This window comes from Microcoleus sp. (assembly GCF_041354475.1).
Classification (GTDB): Bacteria; Cyanobacteriota; Cyanobacteriia; order Cyanobacteriales; family Microcoleaceae; genus Microcoleus.
In genome coordinates this window covers 79,134-97,500 of record NZ_JBGJZU010000007.1, presented here as the reverse complement: position 1 = coordinate 97,500, position 18,367 = coordinate 79,134, and the positions used below count along the sequence as shown (strand labels likewise).

The window sequence follows — 18,367 nt, the reverse complement described above, 5'->3', positions numbered from 1 at the left end:
TGACCGATACGGCGATACAGTGCTGGCTTCCTGATTCAACATCACGATGACGCTGACAGTGAACTAAGCCAATCTTAGGTAGATTGATTTTGTCTCCGTCAAACTTGACGTTTTGGGGATAACTAATTGATATCAAATCCGGTAACATCGGAATTATTCATCTCTCTTATCTCCCTCTGTGTTCTCTGCGTTCTCTGTGGTTAAATCATTCCGATGCAGCCGGAAACGATATGACTGCCTACCATGCTTTGATTTGAACTTAGGCAACAGGGCGCGTTTATCAAAGAAGTTTTTGTAGGCAGTTGATAGATTCAAAGCTACAACTTGCAAGCATTGAGAATATGGCTCTTTTAGCCAAATGTGGGCATAAAAAAAAATTGCCCACCAAACTTGATATAGTGGAATATAGATATTTCGATCGCAAGAGGGTACTGTGCAACCTGTAGACTTGACAACTTTAACTGCGGCTTGCAGCGAACTGCGGGCCCAATGGCTGCCAGCACGCTTAGAACAAGTCTACCAGCGCGATCGCTTCACTGTGTCCCTAGCCCTACGCACCATGAACAAACGGGGCTGGATTGACCTTTCCTGGCATCCCGTAGCCGCCCGCATCTGCGTCGGCGACCCCCCGCCCCGCATTCCCGACACCTTCACCTTCAGCCAACAACTGCGACACCAACTCAGCGGTTTAGCCCTAGTTTCCATCGCCCCCATCTCCCCCTGGGAAAGAGTTGTAGACTTGCAATTCGCCCAACGCCCAGGAGAACCAGCCCTGTGGCATCTCTACGCCGAAATCATCGGCAAATACAGCAACGTCATCCTCACCGCCCACGACAATCTCGTTGTCACCTGTGCTCACCAAGTCAGCGCCAAACAGTCCAGCGTGCGCCCCATCCAAACCGGGCAACCCTACGAAATGCCCCCGGCTTTGACCGATACAGCACCAAGTGCGATCGAACCTCAAAACAGATGGCAAGAAAGAATTAGCCTGGTTCCTGGGCAATTACACCGCAACCTGTTGAAGAATTATCGAGGTTTGAGCAAGGCTTTAATTTGGTCTATGATTCGATCGGCCAATTTAGACCCCGAACAATCCACCGACAGCCTCAGCCCCCACGACTGGCAGCAACTATTCCAGCGGTGGCAATACTGGCTAGAATCCCTAGAAAACTCAAAATTCAAACCCAGTTTGACAGCCCAAGGCTACACCGTCATCGACTGGCCAGCACCCGAAAATCATAATAATGTAGGGGCGGTGGATGGTGCGTGCGTGCCCTCTAATACTTCCCCGATTCTTTCCCCCCTTGGGGGGGGCTGGGGGGGGTTAACTTCGATTGGGACGGGTAGAGAGGAGTTAACCTCTGCCTTCCCTTCAGTCCAAGAATTACTCAACAGCTACTACACCAGCGAAATCAACCAAGAAGTATTCGCCCAAGTGCGACATCAACTTAGTCAAAAACTGATTAACCTGCTAGCCAAACTCAAACTCAAAGCCAACACCTTCAAACAAAAATTACAGCAGTCAGAAGTAGCCGACACCCACAAATCCCAAGCCGATTTGCTCATGGCAAACTTACAACATTGGCAACCGGGAATGAAAACTATTTCACTACCAGACTTTGAAACCAACCAACCAGTTGCTATTCCCCTGAATCCCGAAAAAAACGCCGTCCAAAACGCTCAAGCACTCTACAAAAAGCACCAAAAACTTAAAAGAGCTCGCATTGCCGTAGAACCGTTATTGGCCGCCGTCCAAGAAGAAATAGACTATCTAGAACAAGTAGAAGCTGCACTTTCGGTATTAGAAACCTACCGCAACACCCAAGATTTGCAAACCCTAGCAGAAATCCGCGAAGAACTGATTCAACAAAAATATCTAGATGCTCCAGATTACCGCAGTACGGACAAAAATGCTGCGATCGAATTTCACCGCTACCAAACCCCCAGTGGCTTTGAATTATTAATCGGCCGCAACAACCGCCAAAACGACCAACTCACCTTTCGCGTAGCAGGGGACTACGACATCTGGTTCCACACCCTAGAAATTCCCGGAAGTCACGCATTGCTGCGCGTCACACCGGGCACAGTTGCCGAAGAAGCCGATTTGCAATTTGCCGCCAACATGGCCGCCTACTACAGTCGCGCCCGTCAGAGCGAACAAGTACCAGTCGTGTATACAGAACCGAAATATGTGTATAAGCCCAAAGGCGCAAAACCTGGTATGGTTGTATACAAGCAGGAGCGCATAGTCTGGGGCAGACCGCAGCAAGCCACAGCTTAATCTAAGTCCGCCCAGAAATGTAAAGTTTTATTGCAAAAATTAAATTTTCTTGCTAAAAGAACACTCTCGAAGGATGATATGTTTTGAAGAACCCGCTGCAAGGGAACGCGCTGTTTGGGTTTCCTCACTTTGAGAGAACAACGGACTTAATTAATTAGCAGACCAGCTTTCACAAAAAGCTGGTCGTTTTTGCTGAATATTTAATATTTTTGACCGTTGCATGGGAATGATATCAATTCCGGTTGTATCGGAATGATTTAACCGCGAAGGCGCTAAGGACGCGAAGGAAGAGAAGAGAGAGTTTAATACAGGACGATGAAGAGAGGATTTTATATGATTTAACCGCACAGATTAACGCAGACCATGAATCTGCGTTAATCTGCGGTTAAAAACAACCTAGAAAGTGAAAGTCGTTCTAACTACCCCAATCAACAAATCAGAGTTATTCTTATTGTGGTCGGGAGCAGTCAGCCAAATTAAACCAGGAGTGATGGAAATATTGTCACTCAACTTGAACTGATAGAAACCTTCAATGTGCAACGAAGTATCCTTATCTTCGGGCAATGTCCGATTAGTGGAACTCGTCACTCTCGGTTCCATACCTACCAAAAAGCCAGCGACATTTCCCTCTTTCAATAAATCGGGAAAAGCCAAAGTAACTGCCCAGTTCCAGATTTTTTGGTCTCCCCGCTGGACAGAACCCGTAGGAGTTGCCAAGTTGGATAAAATGCGCTGATTGGTGTAACCAGCCCAACCGCCAACCGCAAGTCCACGGTTCACCTTCCAGGAAGCCTCCAAGCCGTAAGAATTGCTAGAAACCGGAACAGTACCGTCACCTAGCCGGAAGTAACCGAGCCGGCCCGGAAAATTAGAAGCATTGCTGCCGGTACCAGTGACGAAGTTGTAGGAATTAAGGTAAGTCAAACCTAAAGCAATGCTACTTGTCGGTTTAAAAGTCAACTGAGCCAAACCGCCGTAGGAGCCGTTAAATAAACCATTTCCCTTGGTTGGGTTAGCAGCATTGCCGGCCAAATATCCCAAACTCAGTTCCAGTTTGTCCCCAAATTGATGCCGCAAAGCGATGCCCGTACCTGCGGTCAAATAGTAAATCGGGTTGCGAGTACCGAAGTTAGAAAGAGCTCCGCTGCCCCCATCTCCGTCAAAGTAAGGGTTGACCGTATTTGTGAAATCGTCAGCAGCCCCGGCATTGGCTTCGAGAATGACTGTAGTGCTTTTCCCTAGAGGGAATTGATAAAACAACGCATCTAAACCTACAGTATTGCTAGCAGTGCCAAAAGGCCCAGCATTAAACCGCAATTCTCCTTCAGCCGTTTTGGTGTTATTCGTAGAAAATGAACCCAAATTTAAGACTTGCAGTCGAGTTCTCAGTAAATCTTTGCCTGTGAAACTCGTGTCGAAATTGAGACGAACTCTGCTGCCAAATGCGGTTGTTTTATCAGCATCGCGACCCTTAGCATCTTCTCCTCTGGCGATGCCTGTCAAAGCGAATATTACTTCGCCATTGAGTTTAGTGGTAGTCGAAAACTGATTGGCTTCTAATTCAGCCGTCCGTGCTTCCAAAGCATCGACGCGGCCACGCAAGGTTGCTAATTCGGCGGCAAATTCTTCTTGCAATTTTTGCACAGAAGCTAAATCTTCTTTAGTTGCCAGGCCTCTGCTACCGCCTCTAATCAGTTCGTTCACTTTATCCAAACAGGCGTTTAAACCGGCTGCAAACTCGTAGCGAGTCATGGCGCGGTTGCCGCGGAAGGTGCCGTCGGGATAGCCAGCGATACAACCGTAGCGCTCTACCAGGGACTGCAATGCTTGGAATGCCCAATCTGTAGGCCGCACGTCCGAAAGTTGCGAAACTGAGGTGACTTGAGCCGCCGCATTTTCACTGTCAGTACCTTCGGCGCTGTATTGGTTGATTTGCTCTAAGGCATTGGGCAATGCTGGAGATGTGACCTTGGGAGCTGTCGATTGGGAAATTTGCTCCGGTTGTAGTGCAACTGCCCTGGTTGAGTCGGTGGCTGGTTTGGCTTCGCTGGTGTTTGCCCCTAGGACTGTGCTGTTGGGTTCTGCGACTGCTGCTGCGGCGACAGGCTCTGTTGTGATTAAATCTGCTGCTGCTACTTTGTTGGCTGGTTCTTGTGACTGTTGAGCTACTGGGGCGATCGACTCGATCGCACTTGTATTGTCAATAGTCTCAATAGTCTGAGGGCTAGCTAATGAGACTGAATCTGCCGTTAAGGCTTCTGTATCGGGCTTGGCTGCCTCTGTTGCCGCACCTGCTAATTGCAATTTATTAACTGGAGTCGTTGCTGCAATTTCCAGAGGTTGCTCTGCTAGGGAAGCAGAAGATAAAACCAAACTTGCTGCTAATACAGCGGGACTGACTAAGAGTCCTTTCCACAAAATTTTAGACATTGTTACCTCACACCACATGGGATCGATCGCCAGTCCCGAAGATTTAGGCGATCGTAAATACTATACATCAATTGGGCCTAATGGTATTAGCTGTCAATAATCCTCTCCAGCCAGCCCGCTCACGCTCCCAAAACAGCTTTGTACTGTCACTTTCAGTAAGTCGGGCATTCACCTTAGCCAAAGTGATATTGACAGAATTAGCCCAAACAAATAGTTCGATCGACTACAGACAAGAAGGATTGTTTTTTTTTGCTAGTCTCAATCCAAGCTAAAAATTGTTACTGGTGTGGAGACAAGAGTGAAATCTGCTGTAGAAAAACTTAAATATGCCCTAGTTCACGAATGGTTAACGCCCTTAGCCACGGGCGGTTCAGAATTAGTAGTAGAGGAAATCCTCAAACACGTAGAAGCCGATGTCTATGCCCTCATCGACTTTGAATCGGCAAATCCCGAAAGCTATCTTTTCCGGCGACAGATTGGCACAACATTTTTGCAGCACTTTCCTTTCGCCCGCAAAGGTGTCCAAAAATATTTGCCTTTTTTACCGATCGCGATCGAACAACTAGACTTGCGTCAATATGACATCATCCTCTCATCATCCCATGCCGTCGCCAAAGGCATCCTCAGCAGTCCCAGCCAACTACACGTCTGTTACTGCCACACACCCATGCGTTACGCCTGGGACATGACTTTTGACTATTTGGACAGTAGCAAAGCCGGACGAGGCATCCCAGGGGTGCTGACGCGATATTTGCTACACCGACTACGGCAGTGGGAAGTCATTTCCGCCAATCGCGTTGATTATTTCATCGCCAATTCCCAACATACAGCCCGCCGGATTTGGCGGTGCTATCGGCGACGGGCAGAGGTGATTTATCCACCAGTCAATATCGAGCGATTTTCCTTAGTAGCGCAAAAACAAGACTTTTACGTCACTGTTTGCCGATTGGTAAGCTACAAAAATATCAGTGCGATCGTCCAAGCATTCAATCAACTGGGCCATCATCTCATTGTCATCGGCACCGGGCCTGAATTAGAAATGATGCGACAACTCGCCAAACCCAACGTGCAAATACTCGGATGGCAACCAGCAGAAGTAGTGGAAAAATACATGGCCCAAGCCAAAGCCTTTGTATACGCAGCTTGCGAAGATTTTGGCATCGCCCTGGTAGAAGCCCAAGCTTGTGGAACACCAGTAATTGCCTATGCAGCCGGTGGCGCCTTGGAGACAGTGCGCGACATTCGCCAACATCCAGAGACGGGGACTGGTTTATTTTTTGCTTCCCAAACCCCCTCCGCATTAGTCGCAGCGGTGGAGGAGTTTGAACAGTTGCAAGGCAAATTTCAGCCAGAAATAGGGCGACTCCACGCCGAGGAGTTTGCCCCAGAAGTCTTTCGCCAGCGCTATCTGGGTTTTGTGGAACACTGCTTTGAGGAATTTCACTCCGGTGATTTTACGCAGACTTGACTGGGAGAGAGAGGGAGATGGGGAGAGGGGAAGATGGAGACAGAGAGGGAGATGGGGAGAGAGGGGGAGAATTTTTTCTATGCCAACCGTCAACTGCCAACTGCCAACTGCCAACTGCCAACCGTCAACAGTCAACTGCCCCTTTCCCCAAGAAAATTGACGATTAGAAACATAATTCACAGAACAAAGCGTCTTGAGGCTTTATGATCAGGACTGTGTGTGGTGTGAAGTGAAGGAGTAAGATGACTGCCGACAGCCAACTAATCTCCGGCAAGGTAATTCGAGCGATCGCGAGACGCGGTTTTCAGCCTGTCTTGTCTAGAGACAGACGCATAAGTCGCTCTCTCCAAAGCCTCGACGGAGAATTTTTCAAACGGTTATTTGACATCATGTTTTCCTTGTCGGTTCTGATCCTGTTTGCTCCGGTTTACCTGCTTTTGGCTCTCTCGATTGCCTTAAGCTCCTCCGGGCCAATTTTTTATGTACAGGAACGAGTAGGCAAAAATCACAAGATGTTTTATTGCCTGAAATTCAGAACGATGGTGGAAAATGCCGACGACATCTTGGTGGAAATCATGGAAAAATCGCCGCATCTCCGTCAAGAGTTTGAGGACAATTTCAAGCTGAAACAAGACCCTCGAATCACCTGTATCGGAAGGTTTCTCAGAGCGACCAGTTTAGATGAATTTCCCCAATTTTGGAATGTTTTGAAGGGAGATATGAGCGTAGTTGGGCCCAGACCCTTAGTTGAAGAGGAATTGCCTAGATACGGCACTTACATCAACAAAGTTCTGACCATCAGACCTGGAATTACAGGCCTATGGCAAGTCTCCGGCCGGAACGACATTCCCTATCCCCGCCGAGTCCAGATCGACCTCTATTATGCCAATGAAAAAAACCTTTGGATGGATATGTGGATCGTTTTCAAAACAATTGGCGTGGTGATTTTTCCTAAAAATAACGGCGCATACTAATTTTTGTCCGCAGTCAGCATCAGTAGTTACTACTAATTTGCTACTAACTACTGATGCTTGCTACTGACTGCCCGGGCTAAGTCTTTGCAAAATCTCAACTCTGCTTTGACACCGATCGAATAATTGTGAGTTAACCTAGAGCTTGAGAAAACGATCGGCAGGCAACAGCACCCCTGCCCTGAAAATTACAATCTGTCAAGGAACAATTTAGATGACGCAACGGAAGCGAGCCCTAATCACTGGTATCACAGGTCAAGACGGCTCTTATTTAAGTGAGTTATTGCTAGAAAAAGGCTATGAAGTTCACGGCATTATCCGGCGGAGTTCTAGTTTCAATACCGATCGCATTGACCACATTTATGTCGATCCTCACAGCGAGGACGCCAAGTTATTTCTCCACTACGGAGACTTAACCGACGGCACCACTCTGCGCCGGATATTAGAAGAAGTCAAGCCAGTAGAAGTTTATAACTTAGGAGCTCAATCTCACGTTCGAGTTAGCTTTGACTCCCCAGAATATACGGTTGATGCCGTAGGAATGGGCGTATTGCGCCTGCTAGAAGCAGTTCGAGACTATCAGCGACGCACAGGCATAGAAGTGCGCTTTTATCAAGCAGGTTCTTCGGAAATGTTTGGCTTAGTGCAGGAAGTTCCCCAAAAAGAAACAACACCTTTTTATCCCAGAAGCCCCTACGCTTGCGCCAAAGTTTACGGTCACTGGCAAACCGTAAATTATCGCGAATCCTACGGTCTTTTTGCCTGCAACGGCATCCTATTCAACCACGAATCTCCCCGCCGTGGTGAAACATTTGTAACTCGCAAAATTACTCGCGCCCTCGCCAAAATTTTAGCAGGAAAACAGAAAAAACTTTACCTAGGAAATCTCGATGCCAAGCGAGACTGGGGCTATGCTAAAGACTATGTGCGAGCAATGTGGCTGATGCTGCAACAAGAAAAACCAGATGATTATGTCATTGCGACCAACGAGACCCATTCCATTAAGGAATTCCTACATTTAGCCTTCACCTACACCAACTTAAATTGGGAAGATTATGTAGAGTTTGATGAGCGCTACCTACGTCCCGCCGAAGTCGAACTGTTGATTGGCGACTCGACAAAAGCCCGCACTCAGTTAAATTGGGAACCCTCTGTAACTTTTGAGCAATTAGTACACTTAATGGTAGATGCTGACATTAAAGCTCTGGAGCGGCAGGGGCGAGGTTCTGGGAACGGATTTGATTAATTTTTGTATTTACTGAACTCTTTCACGGTTGTCAAAAAGCTGTAGGGGCGGGTAAACTTGCCAGCTTTTTCAGCGTGCAAATCAATAGGGTGCTCTACTATCCCGAACCCCTAAAAATTGTGCAAAAACTCAATTGAGATACCCTAAATTCAATATTACTCATGGCGGTTGCGTCTAGGAGAGTTAAACCAACCCGCCCCCACCCACAAACAAGCCCCTGATTAATATTGGTTTCTTCGGTGAGTAGTTAAGCTTCAGCGCGGGGGTTTCATCTTGCTGATATTGGATATTGTCGATCGACCCTGATACAAAAAAGAGGATAAAATTATGACCAGCTTAGATTTAACTAACAAACAGATTTTAGTCACAGGTGGCGCCGGTTTCCTCGGTCGTCAAGTCATCGACCAGTTAGTCAAAGCAGGAGCCGATGCTGATAAAATTAGTGTAACGCGATCGCGCGATTGCGACCTCCGCGTCATGGAAAACTGCCAACGCGCCGCCGACAAACAAGACATCATCATCCACCTAGCAGCCCACGTCGGTGGCATTGGTTTAAACCTACTCAAACCCGCTGAATTATTTTACGACAATTTGATGATGGGCGCGCAACTAATTCATGCAGCCTACCAAGCCGGAGTTAAAAAATTTGTTTGTGTTGGCACAATTTGTGCTTATCCAAACTTAACTCCAGTTCCTTTCAAAGAAGAAAACCTCTGGAACGGCTATCCAGAGGTAACTAACGCCCCTTACGGAATTGCCAAAAAAGCCTTATTAGTGCAACTGCAATCCTATCGCCAGCAGTACGGATTCAACGGCATCTACTTGCTACCAGTCAATTTGTACGGCCCGGAAGACAACTTTGACCCCAAGAGTTCCCACGTCATCCCGGCATTAATTCGGAAAGTCCACGAAGCCCAAGAAAGGGGAGACAAAACATTGCCAGTTTGGGGCGACGGTAGCCCTACCCGCGAGTTTTTGTATTCCACAGATGCAGCGCGCGGAATCGTGATGGCAACTCAGAATTATAATGACTCCGAGCCGGTAAATTTGGGAACGAATCATGAAATCCCAATTAGAGATTTGATTGAGTTACTTTGCGAATTGATGGAGTTTAAAGGCGAAATTGTTTGGGAAACAGATAAACCGAACGGTCAGCCACGCCGTTGTTTGGATACAGAAAGGGCAAAAACAGCCTTTGGGTTTACTGCACAGACCGAATTTAAGGAAGGGTTGAAAAATACGATTGAATGGTATCGGAAACACGCAGCGTGAGTGTAAAAGACCAGGTTTATCAAGACTGACGCTATAGATTTAAATCTAGCGTTTTGTAGGGGCAATCCCACGCCCGGTTGCCCCTAGACCTAGGATGGTTGCATAGGTCCTAAATGTGATAAATTAGAGTATAACTTTTCTCAGGTTTCTGGATGTACAATAACAGCAGTGAGTAAACCACAGAACAGAAGTCTTGCTCCTCAAATTGCTCAAAAGCTCTCGTTATTGCTTCGGACAATGCTTTATAAGTTCTCGCAGGCAAAGTACGGAGAATACCTTTAAATTTGGAAAGCAAATTTATGATGTCAGTAGAGAGACTTTTAGAGATTGATTACTTTCAACAAGATTCAACCTTAACCTTTGCTCCGCGTCCAGTGATTCACTCCAGCCAACAAGCGGGATGGAAAAATATCCATCTTGCACATTATCAACTGCCTGCAATTGACTTCCCGGAAACAACAGGTCTTCAGCACCTCATTTCGTTACCGTCATGGAAGCAGCCAACGGAAGTACAGATGGTAATTGATGGAAAGCGTTATCGATTTCAACATCACGAACAGGAAAAGGGGCATCTTGAAATTTTTCCGGCTCATCTGCCGTTAAAAGTGAGATCGAATCACGTAGGGGAAACGACTCACTGCTATCTCGATCCTACATTTCTAGCTCATGCTGCTTACGAGTCTGCAAATCCAGAGAAAATCGAACTGAAGCCGACGCTATCAACGCCCGATCCGCTAGTCTGTCAAATAGTCTTAGCTCTGAAAACGGTATTAGAAACTGATGCAACAAATAGTTGCTTCTATGCGGAGTCAATGGCAACAGCTATGGCAGCACATTTTTTGAGAAACTACTCAACCCGCAAGCACATTCTACCAGAGTATGAAGATGGCTTACCTAAGTACAAACTGAAGCAAGCTCTTGAGTATATGAATGTTCATCTAAGTGAGAACCTATCGTTAGCCACCCTTGCAGATGAATTGCAGATTAGCCAGTTCCATTTCTGTCGATTATTTAAGCAATCTACGGGCATGACTCCTCATGCGTATTTGATACAGCAGCGAGTCGAGCGATCGAAGTTATTACTGAAGCAGAAAGAACACACAATGCTCGATATTGCGGTCGAGTGTGGTTTTGCCAACCCCAGTCATTTTGCTAAGCATTTTCGCAGATACACAGGCATTTCACCCAAGCAGTTTCGCATGATGTAGCAAGAATATGTTCAATTCGCAAGGAAATGTTCGACTTGAACTGGCAAAGATGATAAAATCAGAGTCAGAACACAAATCAGTGAAGCTGCTCCCGTTCAGGCTTGCCAAAACGCACGCTAAGACAACTTTCTATCATTTGAAATAGAGCCATGATTATAAATCATCAAGGATTGACGATGGCAGGCGCGATCGCCACGATGCTATCACCATTGCTAATGAGCCAAGGCGCGATCGCCCAGAGTTCGATTCGAGAATGTCTGAGTGAGTTTGTCCGCCAAGGTGTTTCGCCTGATAAAGCTGCTGATTTATGTTCCAGTGGCGGCTTGGCGATCGAAAGATGTGTAGAGAATAAGAGATTTCGCACTTACGAGGGTGCACCTCGACAGCGAAAGGATGGTAAGACAGAATACACTTACCCAATCAATGCGTTCTCTGCTGAAAGTACCAGCGGACTTGAATGCTGGACTGATCATCGAAACTTCTTTAATCCCAAAAATGTCTGCTGGGCGAGTTCGATTAGGGTTTCGGTATTGAGTGAAGAAGAAGCGGTCAACCAGTGCCGTAATGCGGTGGGTGGCAATCCAGTGGCTCCTGTCAGTCCCGGAGGCGGAGGTACAACCTGGACTAATCCGGTTGGAGGGTCGCCACAGGCGATTCAGCAGTGTATGGAAAATTTGCTGTATCGAACAGAGGTAAAGAAACCATTTTCAGGCTGGATTTGTGTTGAGAATGATGTGAACTGTAGAACCGTCAGAGTCAGAACTGAGATTAGCGAGACCGCCGCAGTCCAGGCTTGCCAAAACGCACGCTAAAAAAACCTTTTTTAAGGGATATTCAATCGAAATAAGGGTGTATTTTACCACTAATTGTTAAATTACAAAACACTCGATAGGAGTAAGAAGTCATGTCTAACACAGCTTTTCTGCGAAACTTATCTATTGCTGGGATCGCGCTTTCTGGTGCGATCGCTTCCATCATCTTAAAACTATAGCTTGCCTGTAGTTGTCCATTGGGATCAATATCCGTCAAAAAAAATCAAAATTCGTGAATTTAGTAGGGTCAATAGATGGCATTATGTATAAAGGAGTAACTGATTGTGCAAATTCTCAAATTAGGTGCATCAGGTTCCGATGTTGTTAAACTACAAAAACGGTTGTTAGAATTAGGGTTAAATTCCAGTCGTGCCGATGGTAAATTTGGGCCAAAAACTGAAGCACCCCTGAAAGAATTTCAGAGTAATCAAGGATTGGTAGCAGATGGCATCGCGGGCGATCGAACCCTGACTGCTTTGTTTCCTGGAGAATTGCTGGGGTCGTCACTTTTATCATACAGGGCGATCGAGCTAATTTTGGAATTTGAGATTGGTGGGGGAAAGGAATATTACGAAAAATTTTTGCAACACCCCACTTGGCCCGAAGGACAATCAGGAATTACGATCGGCATCGGTTATGATGTAGGTTACAACAGTGTAGAAGTCTTTAACCAAGATTGGTATAAATTAGAGGATGTTGACCGGAAGCGTTTGAGTGATTGCTGCGGGTTAAAAAAGGATGCAGCGCAGCAGCGTTTAGCTAGTGTTCGAGATCTGATAATTTCTTGGGAATTAGCTTGGGAAGTTTTTAATGTAGTCACAGTGCCAAAATTTTACAATTTTACCAAACAAACATTTCCCGGTTTTGAAGAATTACCACCAGATGTTCAAGGGGGATTGGTGAGCTTGGTGTTTAATCGCGGTACGAGTTTGGAGGGAAATCGTCGCCGGGAAATGCGCGCAATTCGGGATTTAGTACCGAAAAAAGATGTGAAGGGAATTGCGGAACAAATCCGGCAAATGAAACGAATTTGGGAGGGAACTTCCATTGCCAGAGGTATGAACAGACGGCGGGATGCCGAAGCGGATTTAATTGAGGAAAGTGCTTAAATCGATCGCCTCATAGGTCCTTTCATCTGCCGCTAATAGGGCGTAAGATTAAATGAACCGCGAGGCACGCGGACGCTAAGTCAGAGAAAAAAGAAGAGGCATTTATCCCTTCGCGGTTCTATCGTTGTATTATATCAAATCCGGTAGCATCTGAATTATTAAGATCTCTATTTTCTCCCTCTGTGTCCTCTGTGTTCTCTGCGGTTAAATAATTCCGATCCAACCAGAAACGATATTATATAATAGGAATAGCTCGAATTAAATCATATAAAACTTACATAAGGATTCGATCGGGGCGATAAATTTGCTGATTATCAAGAATTAGAAACGCTTCAAGAGTACGTGTTAATTAGCCAAAAACGCGAGCGGGTAGAGTGTTTCCGTCGGAATGATTAAGGGTTGTGGGTTTTGTATTCCTATACTCAAGGTAGCGAAATTCACTTGGCTAGCGTAGATTTTCGCACAGGTATTGATGCTATTTATGAGGATGTAATTTTTACTAAGGAAGATGCAGAAGCCGAAGTTGATGATGTGCGATCCAGGGGATAAATTGAAAGTGCGATCGCACCTCGGTTAAGAAAGGGCGATCGCACTCTTTCCTAAGCTACTCCATAGCCGGTATACGGACGCTTGTAAGGTGGATGTAAACCTAAAACTATATCTTCTTTTGGTACTCCCAGATCGACTAATTCCTGTCCGATATCGGCTTCTGTCATATTACGTTGAATCCAGATTTTACCATCCTTGATATCTAAGTGAATGAAACAGTTATAAATCCGTTTGTATCCCTCCCAACCAACATCTAAAATTTGGTAATGATCGTGTTCTGTGTCGAACACGAGTTGACACTCACCATCCAACTCGGAATTATTATCGAGACTGGCATGAGAGGTTAAAAGTTGGCGGATAAATTGGCGATACTGCTCTATTCTTTCCATTCAATGATTACCTCCTGAACAGGGTCGTAAGCAATTAACTTTACTTGATACTGTCTGACGGCTTCCTGAGTGAATTTTTCTTGAAAAAATGATTGATATATATCGATAGGTACTGCCAGATAAAGAGTTCTATCTGGTTCGATCATTTGCAATCCTAAGCGGTAGTTCAAAAACTGTCCTAACGCTGAATGAAAGTCTGTAATCGCTGATGGATGGAGAAAGCTTTTAATTTCAACAGCAATTTTGCGTCCAGCCTTTTGGGCGGCAAAGACTTTCTCTGCTGCTAAATCTATCTCCAGCTTCACCTTATCTATCTTGAGGATCAGCGGATCTGCCGTAACTATCCACTCTTCCTTCAGGAGTGCTTGTTTGACGGCATCATGGAATAGGTCTTTGGCGGCCATCGTTTTTTTACAGTATATAGCTGTTATTATAATAGCGATCGCTCCTCAATAGACACTCCCAGTGGGCCCGCCAACGAGCCGATCGCCGCCGCTATTTCAGGAACACCGGCACCTGAACTGATTAAAGCTATCAACTGGCTAAGAATTTCAATCACCGCCGGTACGTTAGCAACCAAGCCAAACAGAGCCGCAATTGTCCGATCGCACATCCGAACTCGCCACCCTCGAAAAATGGATTGTCCAAGAAAAGTGCAACCTCGCAGCAATATTAGGAATAAGCGGCCTTGGCAAAACCGCACTTTCCCTCCACCTCATCCAAAAAATTCAACATAACTTTGAATGCGTAATTTGGCGAAGTCTGGGCCACTCCCCACCCTTAGAAACTACCCTAAAAAATCTCATTCAATTTATCGCCAATCAATACCCCCCCAACCCCCCCTTGGCAAGGGGGGGCGAAGAGGGGTTTTTACCTACCAGCATCCCAGAGCGACTTTCCCTGTTAATGGAATATCTGCGAAAAAACCGCTGTCTCATTATCCTCGACGACGTGCAAGCCATTCTGGGTAGCGGACAACTAGCAGGAAATTACCGCCCAGAATGCGAAAATTACAGCATCCTATTCAGACAAATCGGAGAGACAACTCACAACAGTTGTTTAATCCTCAACTGTTGGGAACCACCCAGAGAAATTACCGCCTTAAAAGGTGAAAATTCAACAGTTCGCACTTTACAACTCAAAGGAATATGTGCAGCCACTACCGAAATTTTTAGAGAAAAAAAATTACTCAATCCCGAAACATGGGAAAACCTAATTAATACCTACCGAGGCAATCCATTGTGGTTGAAAATAGTCGCCGCCACCATTCAAGAAATATTCCGAGGTAGGGTTGCAGAATTTTTGAAATATGATATGCTCTTCTTAGGTGAAGAATTGGCAGCAACATTGCACCCGCAGATAAATCGTTTGTCAGAATTAGAAAAAAAGCTTATCTCCCATCTCAGCCTCGAAGCGAATCCAGTTTCCCTAGAGCAATTGCTAAAAAATGCCGAGTTATCGCCTTCGGAGTTATTCGATGGGCTGCAATCTTTGGGGAGGCGATCGCTCGTTGAAACTGAGGAACAGGAGAATGAAACTTTATTCAATCTTTGTCCTGTGGTGAGACAATATGTGATATCAAATCCGGTTTGTTGACGCTTTCGGTGCAGTCCGGCAGTCCGGCAGTCCGGCAGTCCGGCAGTCCGGCAGTCCGGCAGTCCGGCAGTCCGGCAGTCCGGCAGTCCGGCAGTCCGGCAGTCCGACAGTCCGGCAGTCCGACAGTCCGGCAGTCCGACAGGGGTTTAAACCCCTGCCTCATAGCTAAAGTCGGTTAAAACCGACTAGAGAATGCGCTCGAAAATGCCATTAATTGTAGTCCTCTTTTAGAGGACTTTCGCTTTGAGACAGGGGTTTTTAACCCCTGTCGGACTGTCGGACTGTCGGACTGTCGGACTGGAACTGAAACGAGAGATTCGATCGCAAATATGAATACTTCTGAACCTTCATCAACTAAAACAGAATTAAGAAAATCTCTCCTTAAAACCCGCAAATCCCTATCAGCACAAGAATGGATAGAAAAGAGCGATCGCCTTTGCAACCACCTACAAACCTCCTCCCTATTCACCCAAGCAAAAACAATCCTCGGCTACTTCAGTTTTCGCCAAGAACCAGACTTAAGTCCCCTATTTACCACCCCTAAAAAATGGGGATTTCCCCGTTGTGTCGGCAAAGAGCTATCCTGGCACGTCTGGCAGCCCGGAGACCTTTTACATACAGGAGCTTATGGCATTCTCGAACCACTGCCTGATGCTCCTAAAATAGACCAATCAGAGGTAGATTTAATCCTTGTACCAGCCGTGGGTTGCGATTTGCGTGGCTATCGTTTGGGCTACGGCGGTGGCTATTATGACAGGATGTTGAGTAAAAGTGAGTGGGAATCAAAAGTTGCGATCGGCATTATCTTTGAATTTGCCTTGAAGCCACAACTTCCTGTTGACTCCTGGGACAAACCTCTGTATGGAATTTGCACAGAAAGCGGTAATCTAAAGTCTAAAATCTAAAATCTAAAATCCTATGGCTTCACGCTACGTTCGAGTTAAAACAACACAAGGACAAATACATTACGGTTTACTGCAACTGAGCCGCAGCGTTCAGGTACTGGATGCACCTCCGTGGTTGAAAGGACAACTCACTGATATGGAACTCCCACCAGATAGTTACCAAATTCTCGCGCCGTGCTCTCCCAGCAAAATCATAGCCGTTGGCAAAAATTATAGCGACCACGCCGCCGAAATGGGAACTTCCGTACCTGAAGAACCGCTATTGTTTTTCAAGCCTCCCACGGCTGTGATTGCCACAGGTGGGGCGATTCGCTATCCGCGCCAGTCGGAAAGAGTGGACTACGAGGGAGAATTAGCCCTGGTAATTGGCGAACATTGTACTCAGTGCACTCCTGAACAAGCACAGGGAAAAATTTGGGGTTATACGATCGCGAATGATATCACAGCCAGAGATTTGCAAAAGCGCGACAACCAGTGGGCGAGGGCGAAAGGTTTTGATACGTTTTGTCCCCTTGGGCCCTGGATTGTCCGCGAATTGAGTCCTGCTGCACAATTGCAGACTTTTGTCAATGATAGCGATCGACCGGTACAATCCGATCGCATCGATCGCATGGTATTCTCCCCAGATTTTCTCGTCTCCTACATCAGTCACATCATGACTCTCATCCCCGGTGATGTAATTCTGACTGGAACGCCGCAAGGAGTAGGGCCACTGCAAATAGGCGATCGAGTTCGCATTGAAATAGAAGGTATTGGCAGTCTGGAAAATACAGTTATTAGTCATTAGTTATTGGGCATTGGGCATTGGGCATTGGGCCTTGGTAATTAGAGCCAACAAATAACAACCAACCACCAACTAACTGCCAATATGCAGCGGTAATTTATCCATCATAATTTTCCTTTCTAGGCAAAATGTGCGCAATTGCGCACAAATTTTCCCTGATCCGCAGTTGGAACAGCGCTTAGAAGATGGATACCATCCACCAACTAACAACTGTCAACTGCCAACTGCCAACTGCCAACTGTCAACTGTCAACTGTCAACAGTCAACTGTCAACTGACTAACGAACCTGCATATAAACTGCATCCGAAAGTGGAGGAATCTCTGCATAGCGTCCCAAGGCCGACTGAACAACTGCATAGACAAATGCAGCCACAACGCCTAAAAACACCATGTTATAGAGAGTTTCGGCAATAAATGCGATTTGAACCTTAGCTAAAATCGGCAAAACCAGACCGCATAGCATCAAAACAATGTCTAAAAGAATCGCCTGCATCGCGTTAAAGCGAATAAAGTGACTAATGTTTTCATTTCTCACAACCCCTAAATAGAGGGCAAAGAAAATCACCAAGCTAGCAAAGGGCAAACTATAAATTTGCATCAAGGGAGCTAGCGGTATGAACAACAGTTGGAGAACAGGAAACTGTTGAAACAGAAACCTGCCAAACATCAGCCCGTCAACCAGCGGTAGCAAATAAGGCAAAGAAGCAAAAATCCGGTCTGAAACAGTTGTAGACCCGCGCCAAGTCATAGTGAACTCTCCTGAGTCGATCGACTAACTATCAATTCCCATTAAATTCAGCATAACGCAGCAGCAGGCTCAGTTCCGACTCGCCCGGAATTTGCCCACACTCAGATCCCTGTAGATTCAGGGATACTTATATCAAGTCGGGTTAAATAGTCACTATGCCCGATGACCAATTCCCAATTCCCAATTCCCAATTCCCAATTCCCTATGCCCTATGCCCTATGCCCTATGCCCTATGCCCTATGCCCGATAATTATTTAATATTAGCGATCGTGAAGCCCATTTGACACTCGTAGCGATCGGGCAAATTTTCCGTAGGTTTGCGAACCGGATGGCCGCAGCGGAGTTCGCCATCATTCCAGCGGGGTTGGCCAGTGCTAGAGGCCAGCAAACAACCTTGGCAAACACGCTGAGGGGCAAGCATCTGATTTTCCATTAAAATGACTAACATTTGATACCTCCGGCAGTTTCCACACCAGTAATTTCATTGTATGTCAGGACTTTGGAACAAACAGCTTAACCTGAACACAATGTAATATTTATGTCAATGGGGCGAAATCAGTAGTATCTTGAAAGATCGCAAATTCCCAATCCCCAATTTC

20 protein-coding genes and 2 pseudogenes are annotated in these 18,367 nt (G+C 46.1%); 14 read left to right on the top strand and 8 right to left on the bottom strand.

Annotated elements, in window-relative coordinates:
- Nucleotides 1-4: 4 nt before the first annotated feature.
- Nucleotides 5-357, bottom strand: a pseudogene (locus tag ACBR23_RS04605) (hypothetical protein); the annotation flags it as partial.
- Between the two features lie 76 nt (nt 358-433).
- Between ACBR23_RS04605 and ACBR23_RS04600 the strand changes: the two are divergent.
- Entirely contained in the window at nt 434-2,281 is a 1,848-nt protein-coding gene (locus ACBR23_RS04600) for an NFACT family protein (RefSeq protein WP_371119003.1), read from the top strand.
- A gap of 396 nt (nt 2,282-2,677) precedes the next feature.
- Here the strand turns inward: ACBR23_RS04600 and ACBR23_RS04595 are convergent, their stop codons facing one another.
- Nucleotides 2,678-4,711: an iron uptake porin gene (locus ACBR23_RS04595; RefSeq protein WP_371119002.1), complete on the bottom strand. Its 2,034-nt coding sequence runs from the start codon at nt 4,709-4,711 to the stop codon at nt 2,678-2,680.
- Between the two features lie 80 nt (nt 4,712-4,791).
- Here ACBR23_RS04595 and ACBR23_RS04590 point away from each other — a divergent pair, with 80 nt between their 5' ends.
- The 7 genes from ACBR23_RS04590 (at nt 4,792) to ACBR23_RS04560 (ending at nt 11,688) form a co-directional block, all read left to right on the top strand.
- The gene (locus ACBR23_RS04590) at nt 4,792-4,983 is read left to right on the top strand and encodes a hypothetical protein (RefSeq protein ID WP_341735648.1); all 192 of its coding nucleotides are present in this window, start codon (nt 4,792-4,794) and stop codon (nt 4,981-4,983) included.
- Between the two features lie 26 nt (nt 4,984-5,009).
- Nucleotides 5,010-6,179, top strand: coding sequence for a glycosyltransferase (locus tag ACBR23_RS04585; RefSeq protein WP_371119001.1), 1,170 nt, complete (start codon nt 5,010-5,012; stop codon nt 6,177-6,179).
- Between the two features lie 242 nt (nt 6,180-6,421).
- Complete coding sequence (locus tag ACBR23_RS04580) at nt 6,422-7,153, top strand: sugar transferase (RefSeq protein WP_341735650.1); 732 nt, start codon at nt 6,422-6,424, stop codon at nt 7,151-7,153.
- A 211-nt stretch (nt 7,154-7,364) separates the two neighbouring features.
- Nucleotides 7,365-8,396 (top strand): GDP-mannose 4,6-dehydratase, encoded by a 1,032-nt coding sequence (gmd, locus tag ACBR23_RS04575; RefSeq protein ID WP_371114457.1) that lies wholly within the window; start codon nt 7,365-7,367, stop codon nt 8,394-8,396.
- 327 nt (nt 8,397-8,723) lie between these two features.
- Nucleotides 8,724-9,668, top strand: a complete 945-nt coding sequence (locus ACBR23_RS04570; protein WP_371119000.1) for a GDP-L-fucose synthase family protein — start codon at nt 8,724-8,726, stop codon at nt 9,666-9,668.
- A 299-nt stretch (nt 9,669-9,967) separates the two neighbouring features.
- Nucleotides 9,968-10,876 (top strand): AraC family transcriptional regulator, encoded by a 909-nt coding sequence (locus tag ACBR23_RS04565; protein ID WP_371118999.1) that lies wholly within the window; start codon nt 9,968-9,970, stop codon nt 10,874-10,876.
- 149 nt (nt 10,877-11,025) lie between these two features.
- Nucleotides 11,026-11,688 (top strand): hypothetical protein, encoded by a 663-nt coding sequence (locus ACBR23_RS04560; protein WP_371118998.1) that lies wholly within the window; start codon nt 11,026-11,028, stop codon nt 11,686-11,688.
- A 22-nt stretch (nt 11,689-11,710) separates the two neighbouring features.
- On the opposite strand, the gene ACBR23_RS04555 is transcribed toward ACBR23_RS04560, so the two are convergent.
- Nucleotides 11,711-11,905 (bottom strand): hypothetical protein, encoded by a 195-nt coding sequence (locus tag ACBR23_RS04555; RefSeq protein WP_371118997.1) that lies wholly within the window; start codon nt 11,903-11,905, stop codon nt 11,711-11,713.
- Nucleotides 11,906-11,972: 67 nt separating this feature from the next.
- Between ACBR23_RS04555 and ACBR23_RS04550 the strand changes: the two genes are divergently transcribed.
- The 3 genes and pseudogenes from ACBR23_RS04550 to ACBR23_RS04540 all read left to right on the top strand — a co-directional run bounded on the left by ACBR23_RS04550 (nt 11,973) and on the right by ACBR23_RS04540 (nt 13,346).
- Nucleotides 11,973-12,797 carry a peptidoglycan-binding protein gene (locus tag ACBR23_RS04550; RefSeq protein ID WP_371114459.1) on the top strand — a complete coding sequence of 275 codons (825 nt, stop codon included), beginning with the start codon at nt 11,973-11,975 and terminating at the stop codon, nt 12,795-12,797.
- A gap of 297 nt (nt 12,798-13,094) precedes the next feature.
- Nucleotides 13,095-13,193 (top strand): annotated as a pseudogene (locus ACBR23_RS04545) (Uma2 family endonuclease); the annotation flags it as partial.
- 12 nt (nt 13,194-13,205) lie between these two features.
- Nucleotides 13,206-13,346 (top strand): hypothetical protein, encoded by a 141-nt coding sequence (locus ACBR23_RS04540; RefSeq protein WP_371114460.1) that lies wholly within the window; start codon nt 13,206-13,208, stop codon nt 13,344-13,346.
- Nucleotides 13,347-13,396: 50 nt separating this feature from the next.
- On the opposite strand, the gene ACBR23_RS04535 is transcribed toward ACBR23_RS04540, so the two are convergent.
- The 3 genes from ACBR23_RS04535 to ACBR23_RS04525 are packed head-to-tail and all read right to left on the bottom strand — an operon-like array spanning nt 13,397 to nt 14,348.
- A complete protein-coding gene (locus ACBR23_RS04535) occupies nt 13,397-13,735 on the bottom strand; it encodes a XisI protein (RefSeq protein ID WP_371114461.1) in 339 nt (112 codons plus the stop codon).
- Nucleotides 13,723-14,139 (bottom strand): XisH family protein, encoded by a 417-nt coding sequence (locus tag ACBR23_RS04530; protein WP_371114462.1) that lies wholly within the window; start codon nt 14,137-14,139, stop codon nt 13,723-13,725. The genes ACBR23_RS04535 and ACBR23_RS04530 overlap by 13 nt, the downstream gene beginning before the upstream one ends.
- Nucleotides 14,140-14,165: 26 nt before the next feature.
- Nucleotides 14,166-14,348, bottom strand: a complete 183-nt coding sequence (locus ACBR23_RS04525; RefSeq protein ID WP_371114463.1) for a hypothetical protein — start codon at nt 14,346-14,348, stop codon at nt 14,166-14,168.
- Between ACBR23_RS04525 and ACBR23_RS04520 the strand changes: the two genes are divergently transcribed.
- The 3 genes from ACBR23_RS04520 to ACBR23_RS04510 all read left to right on the top strand — a co-directional run bounded on the left by ACBR23_RS04520 (nt 14,333) and on the right by ACBR23_RS04510 (nt 17,023).
- Nucleotides 14,333-15,331, top strand: coding sequence for an NB-ARC domain-containing protein (locus tag ACBR23_RS04520; protein ID WP_371118996.1), 999 nt, complete (start codon nt 14,333-14,335; stop codon nt 15,329-15,331). The two genes, ACBR23_RS04525 and ACBR23_RS04520, sit on opposite strands and share 16 nt — an antisense overlap.
- A 329-nt stretch (nt 15,332-15,660) precedes the next feature.
- Entirely contained in the window at nt 15,661-16,236 is a 576-nt protein-coding gene (locus ACBR23_RS04515) for a 5-formyltetrahydrofolate cyclo-ligase (RefSeq protein WP_371118994.1), read from the top strand.
- A 13-nt stretch (nt 16,237-16,249) separates the two neighbouring features.
- Nucleotides 16,250-17,023: a fumarylacetoacetate hydrolase family protein gene (locus ACBR23_RS04510; RefSeq protein ID WP_371118993.1), complete on the top strand. Its 774-nt coding sequence runs from the start codon at nt 16,250-16,252 to the stop codon at nt 17,021-17,023.
- A gap of 274 nt (nt 17,024-17,297) precedes the next feature.
- Here ACBR23_RS04510 and ACBR23_RS04505 read toward each other — a convergent pair whose 3' ends face one another.
- Nucleotides 17,298-17,768 (bottom strand): Tic20 family protein, encoded by a 471-nt coding sequence (locus ACBR23_RS04505; protein WP_341733602.1) that lies wholly within the window; start codon nt 17,766-17,768, stop codon nt 17,298-17,300.
- Between the two features lie 250 nt (nt 17,769-18,018).
- Entirely contained in the window at nt 18,019-18,216 is a 198-nt protein-coding gene (locus ACBR23_RS04500) for a hypothetical protein (RefSeq protein WP_340518571.1), read from the bottom strand.
- Between the last annotated feature and the right edge of the window lie 151 nt (nt 18,217-18,367).

Coding starts and splice junctions, on each gene's coding strand:
- ACBR23_RS04590 (WP_341735648.1), top strand. CDS start 4,792: ATGGTATTAGCTGTCAATAATCCTCTCCAGCCAGCCCGCTCACGCTCC.
- ACBR23_RS04570 (WP_371119000.1), top strand. CDS start 8,724: ATGACCAGCTTAGATTTAACTAACAAACAGATTTTAGTCACAGGTGGC.
- ACBR23_RS04530 (WP_371114462.1), bottom strand. CDS start 14,139: ATGGCCGCCAAAGACCTATTCCATGATGCCGTCAAACAAGCACTCCTG.
- ACBR23_RS04535 (WP_371114461.1), bottom strand. CDS start 13,735: ATGGAAAGAATAGAGCAGTATCGCCAATTTATCCGCCAACTTTTAACC.
- gmd (WP_371114457.1), top strand. CDS start 7,365: ATGACGCAACGGAAGCGAGCCCTAATCACTGGTATCACAGGTCAAGAC.
- ACBR23_RS04505 (WP_341733602.1), bottom strand. CDS start 17,768: ATGACTTGGCGCGGGTCTACAACTGTTTCAGACCGGATTTTTGCTTCT.
- ACBR23_RS04525 (WP_371114463.1), bottom strand. CDS start 14,348: ATGTGCGATCGGACAATTGCGGCTCTGTTTGGCTTGGTTGCTAACGTA.
- ACBR23_RS04580 (WP_341735650.1), top strand. CDS start 6,422: ATGACTGCCGACAGCCAACTAATCTCCGGCAAGGTAATTCGAGCGATC.
- ACBR23_RS04565 (WP_371118999.1), top strand. CDS start 9,968: ATGATGTCAGTAGAGAGACTTTTAGAGATTGATTACTTTCAACAAGAT.
- ACBR23_RS04515 (WP_371118994.1), top strand. CDS start 15,661: ATGAATACTTCTGAACCTTCATCAACTAAAACAGAATTAAGAAAATCT.
- ACBR23_RS04560 (WP_371118998.1), top strand. CDS start 11,026: ATGATTATAAATCATCAAGGATTGACGATGGCAGGCGCGATCGCCACG.
- ACBR23_RS04595 (WP_371119002.1), bottom strand. CDS start 4,711: ATGTCTAAAATTTTGTGGAAAGGACTCTTAGTCAGTCCCGCTGTATTA.
- ACBR23_RS04510 (WP_371118993.1), top strand. CDS start 16,250: ATGGCTTCACGCTACGTTCGAGTTAAAACAACACAAGGACAAATACAT.
- ACBR23_RS04500 (WP_340518571.1), bottom strand. CDS start 18,216: ATGTTAGTCATTTTAATGGAAAATCAGATGCTTGCCCCTCAGCGTGTT.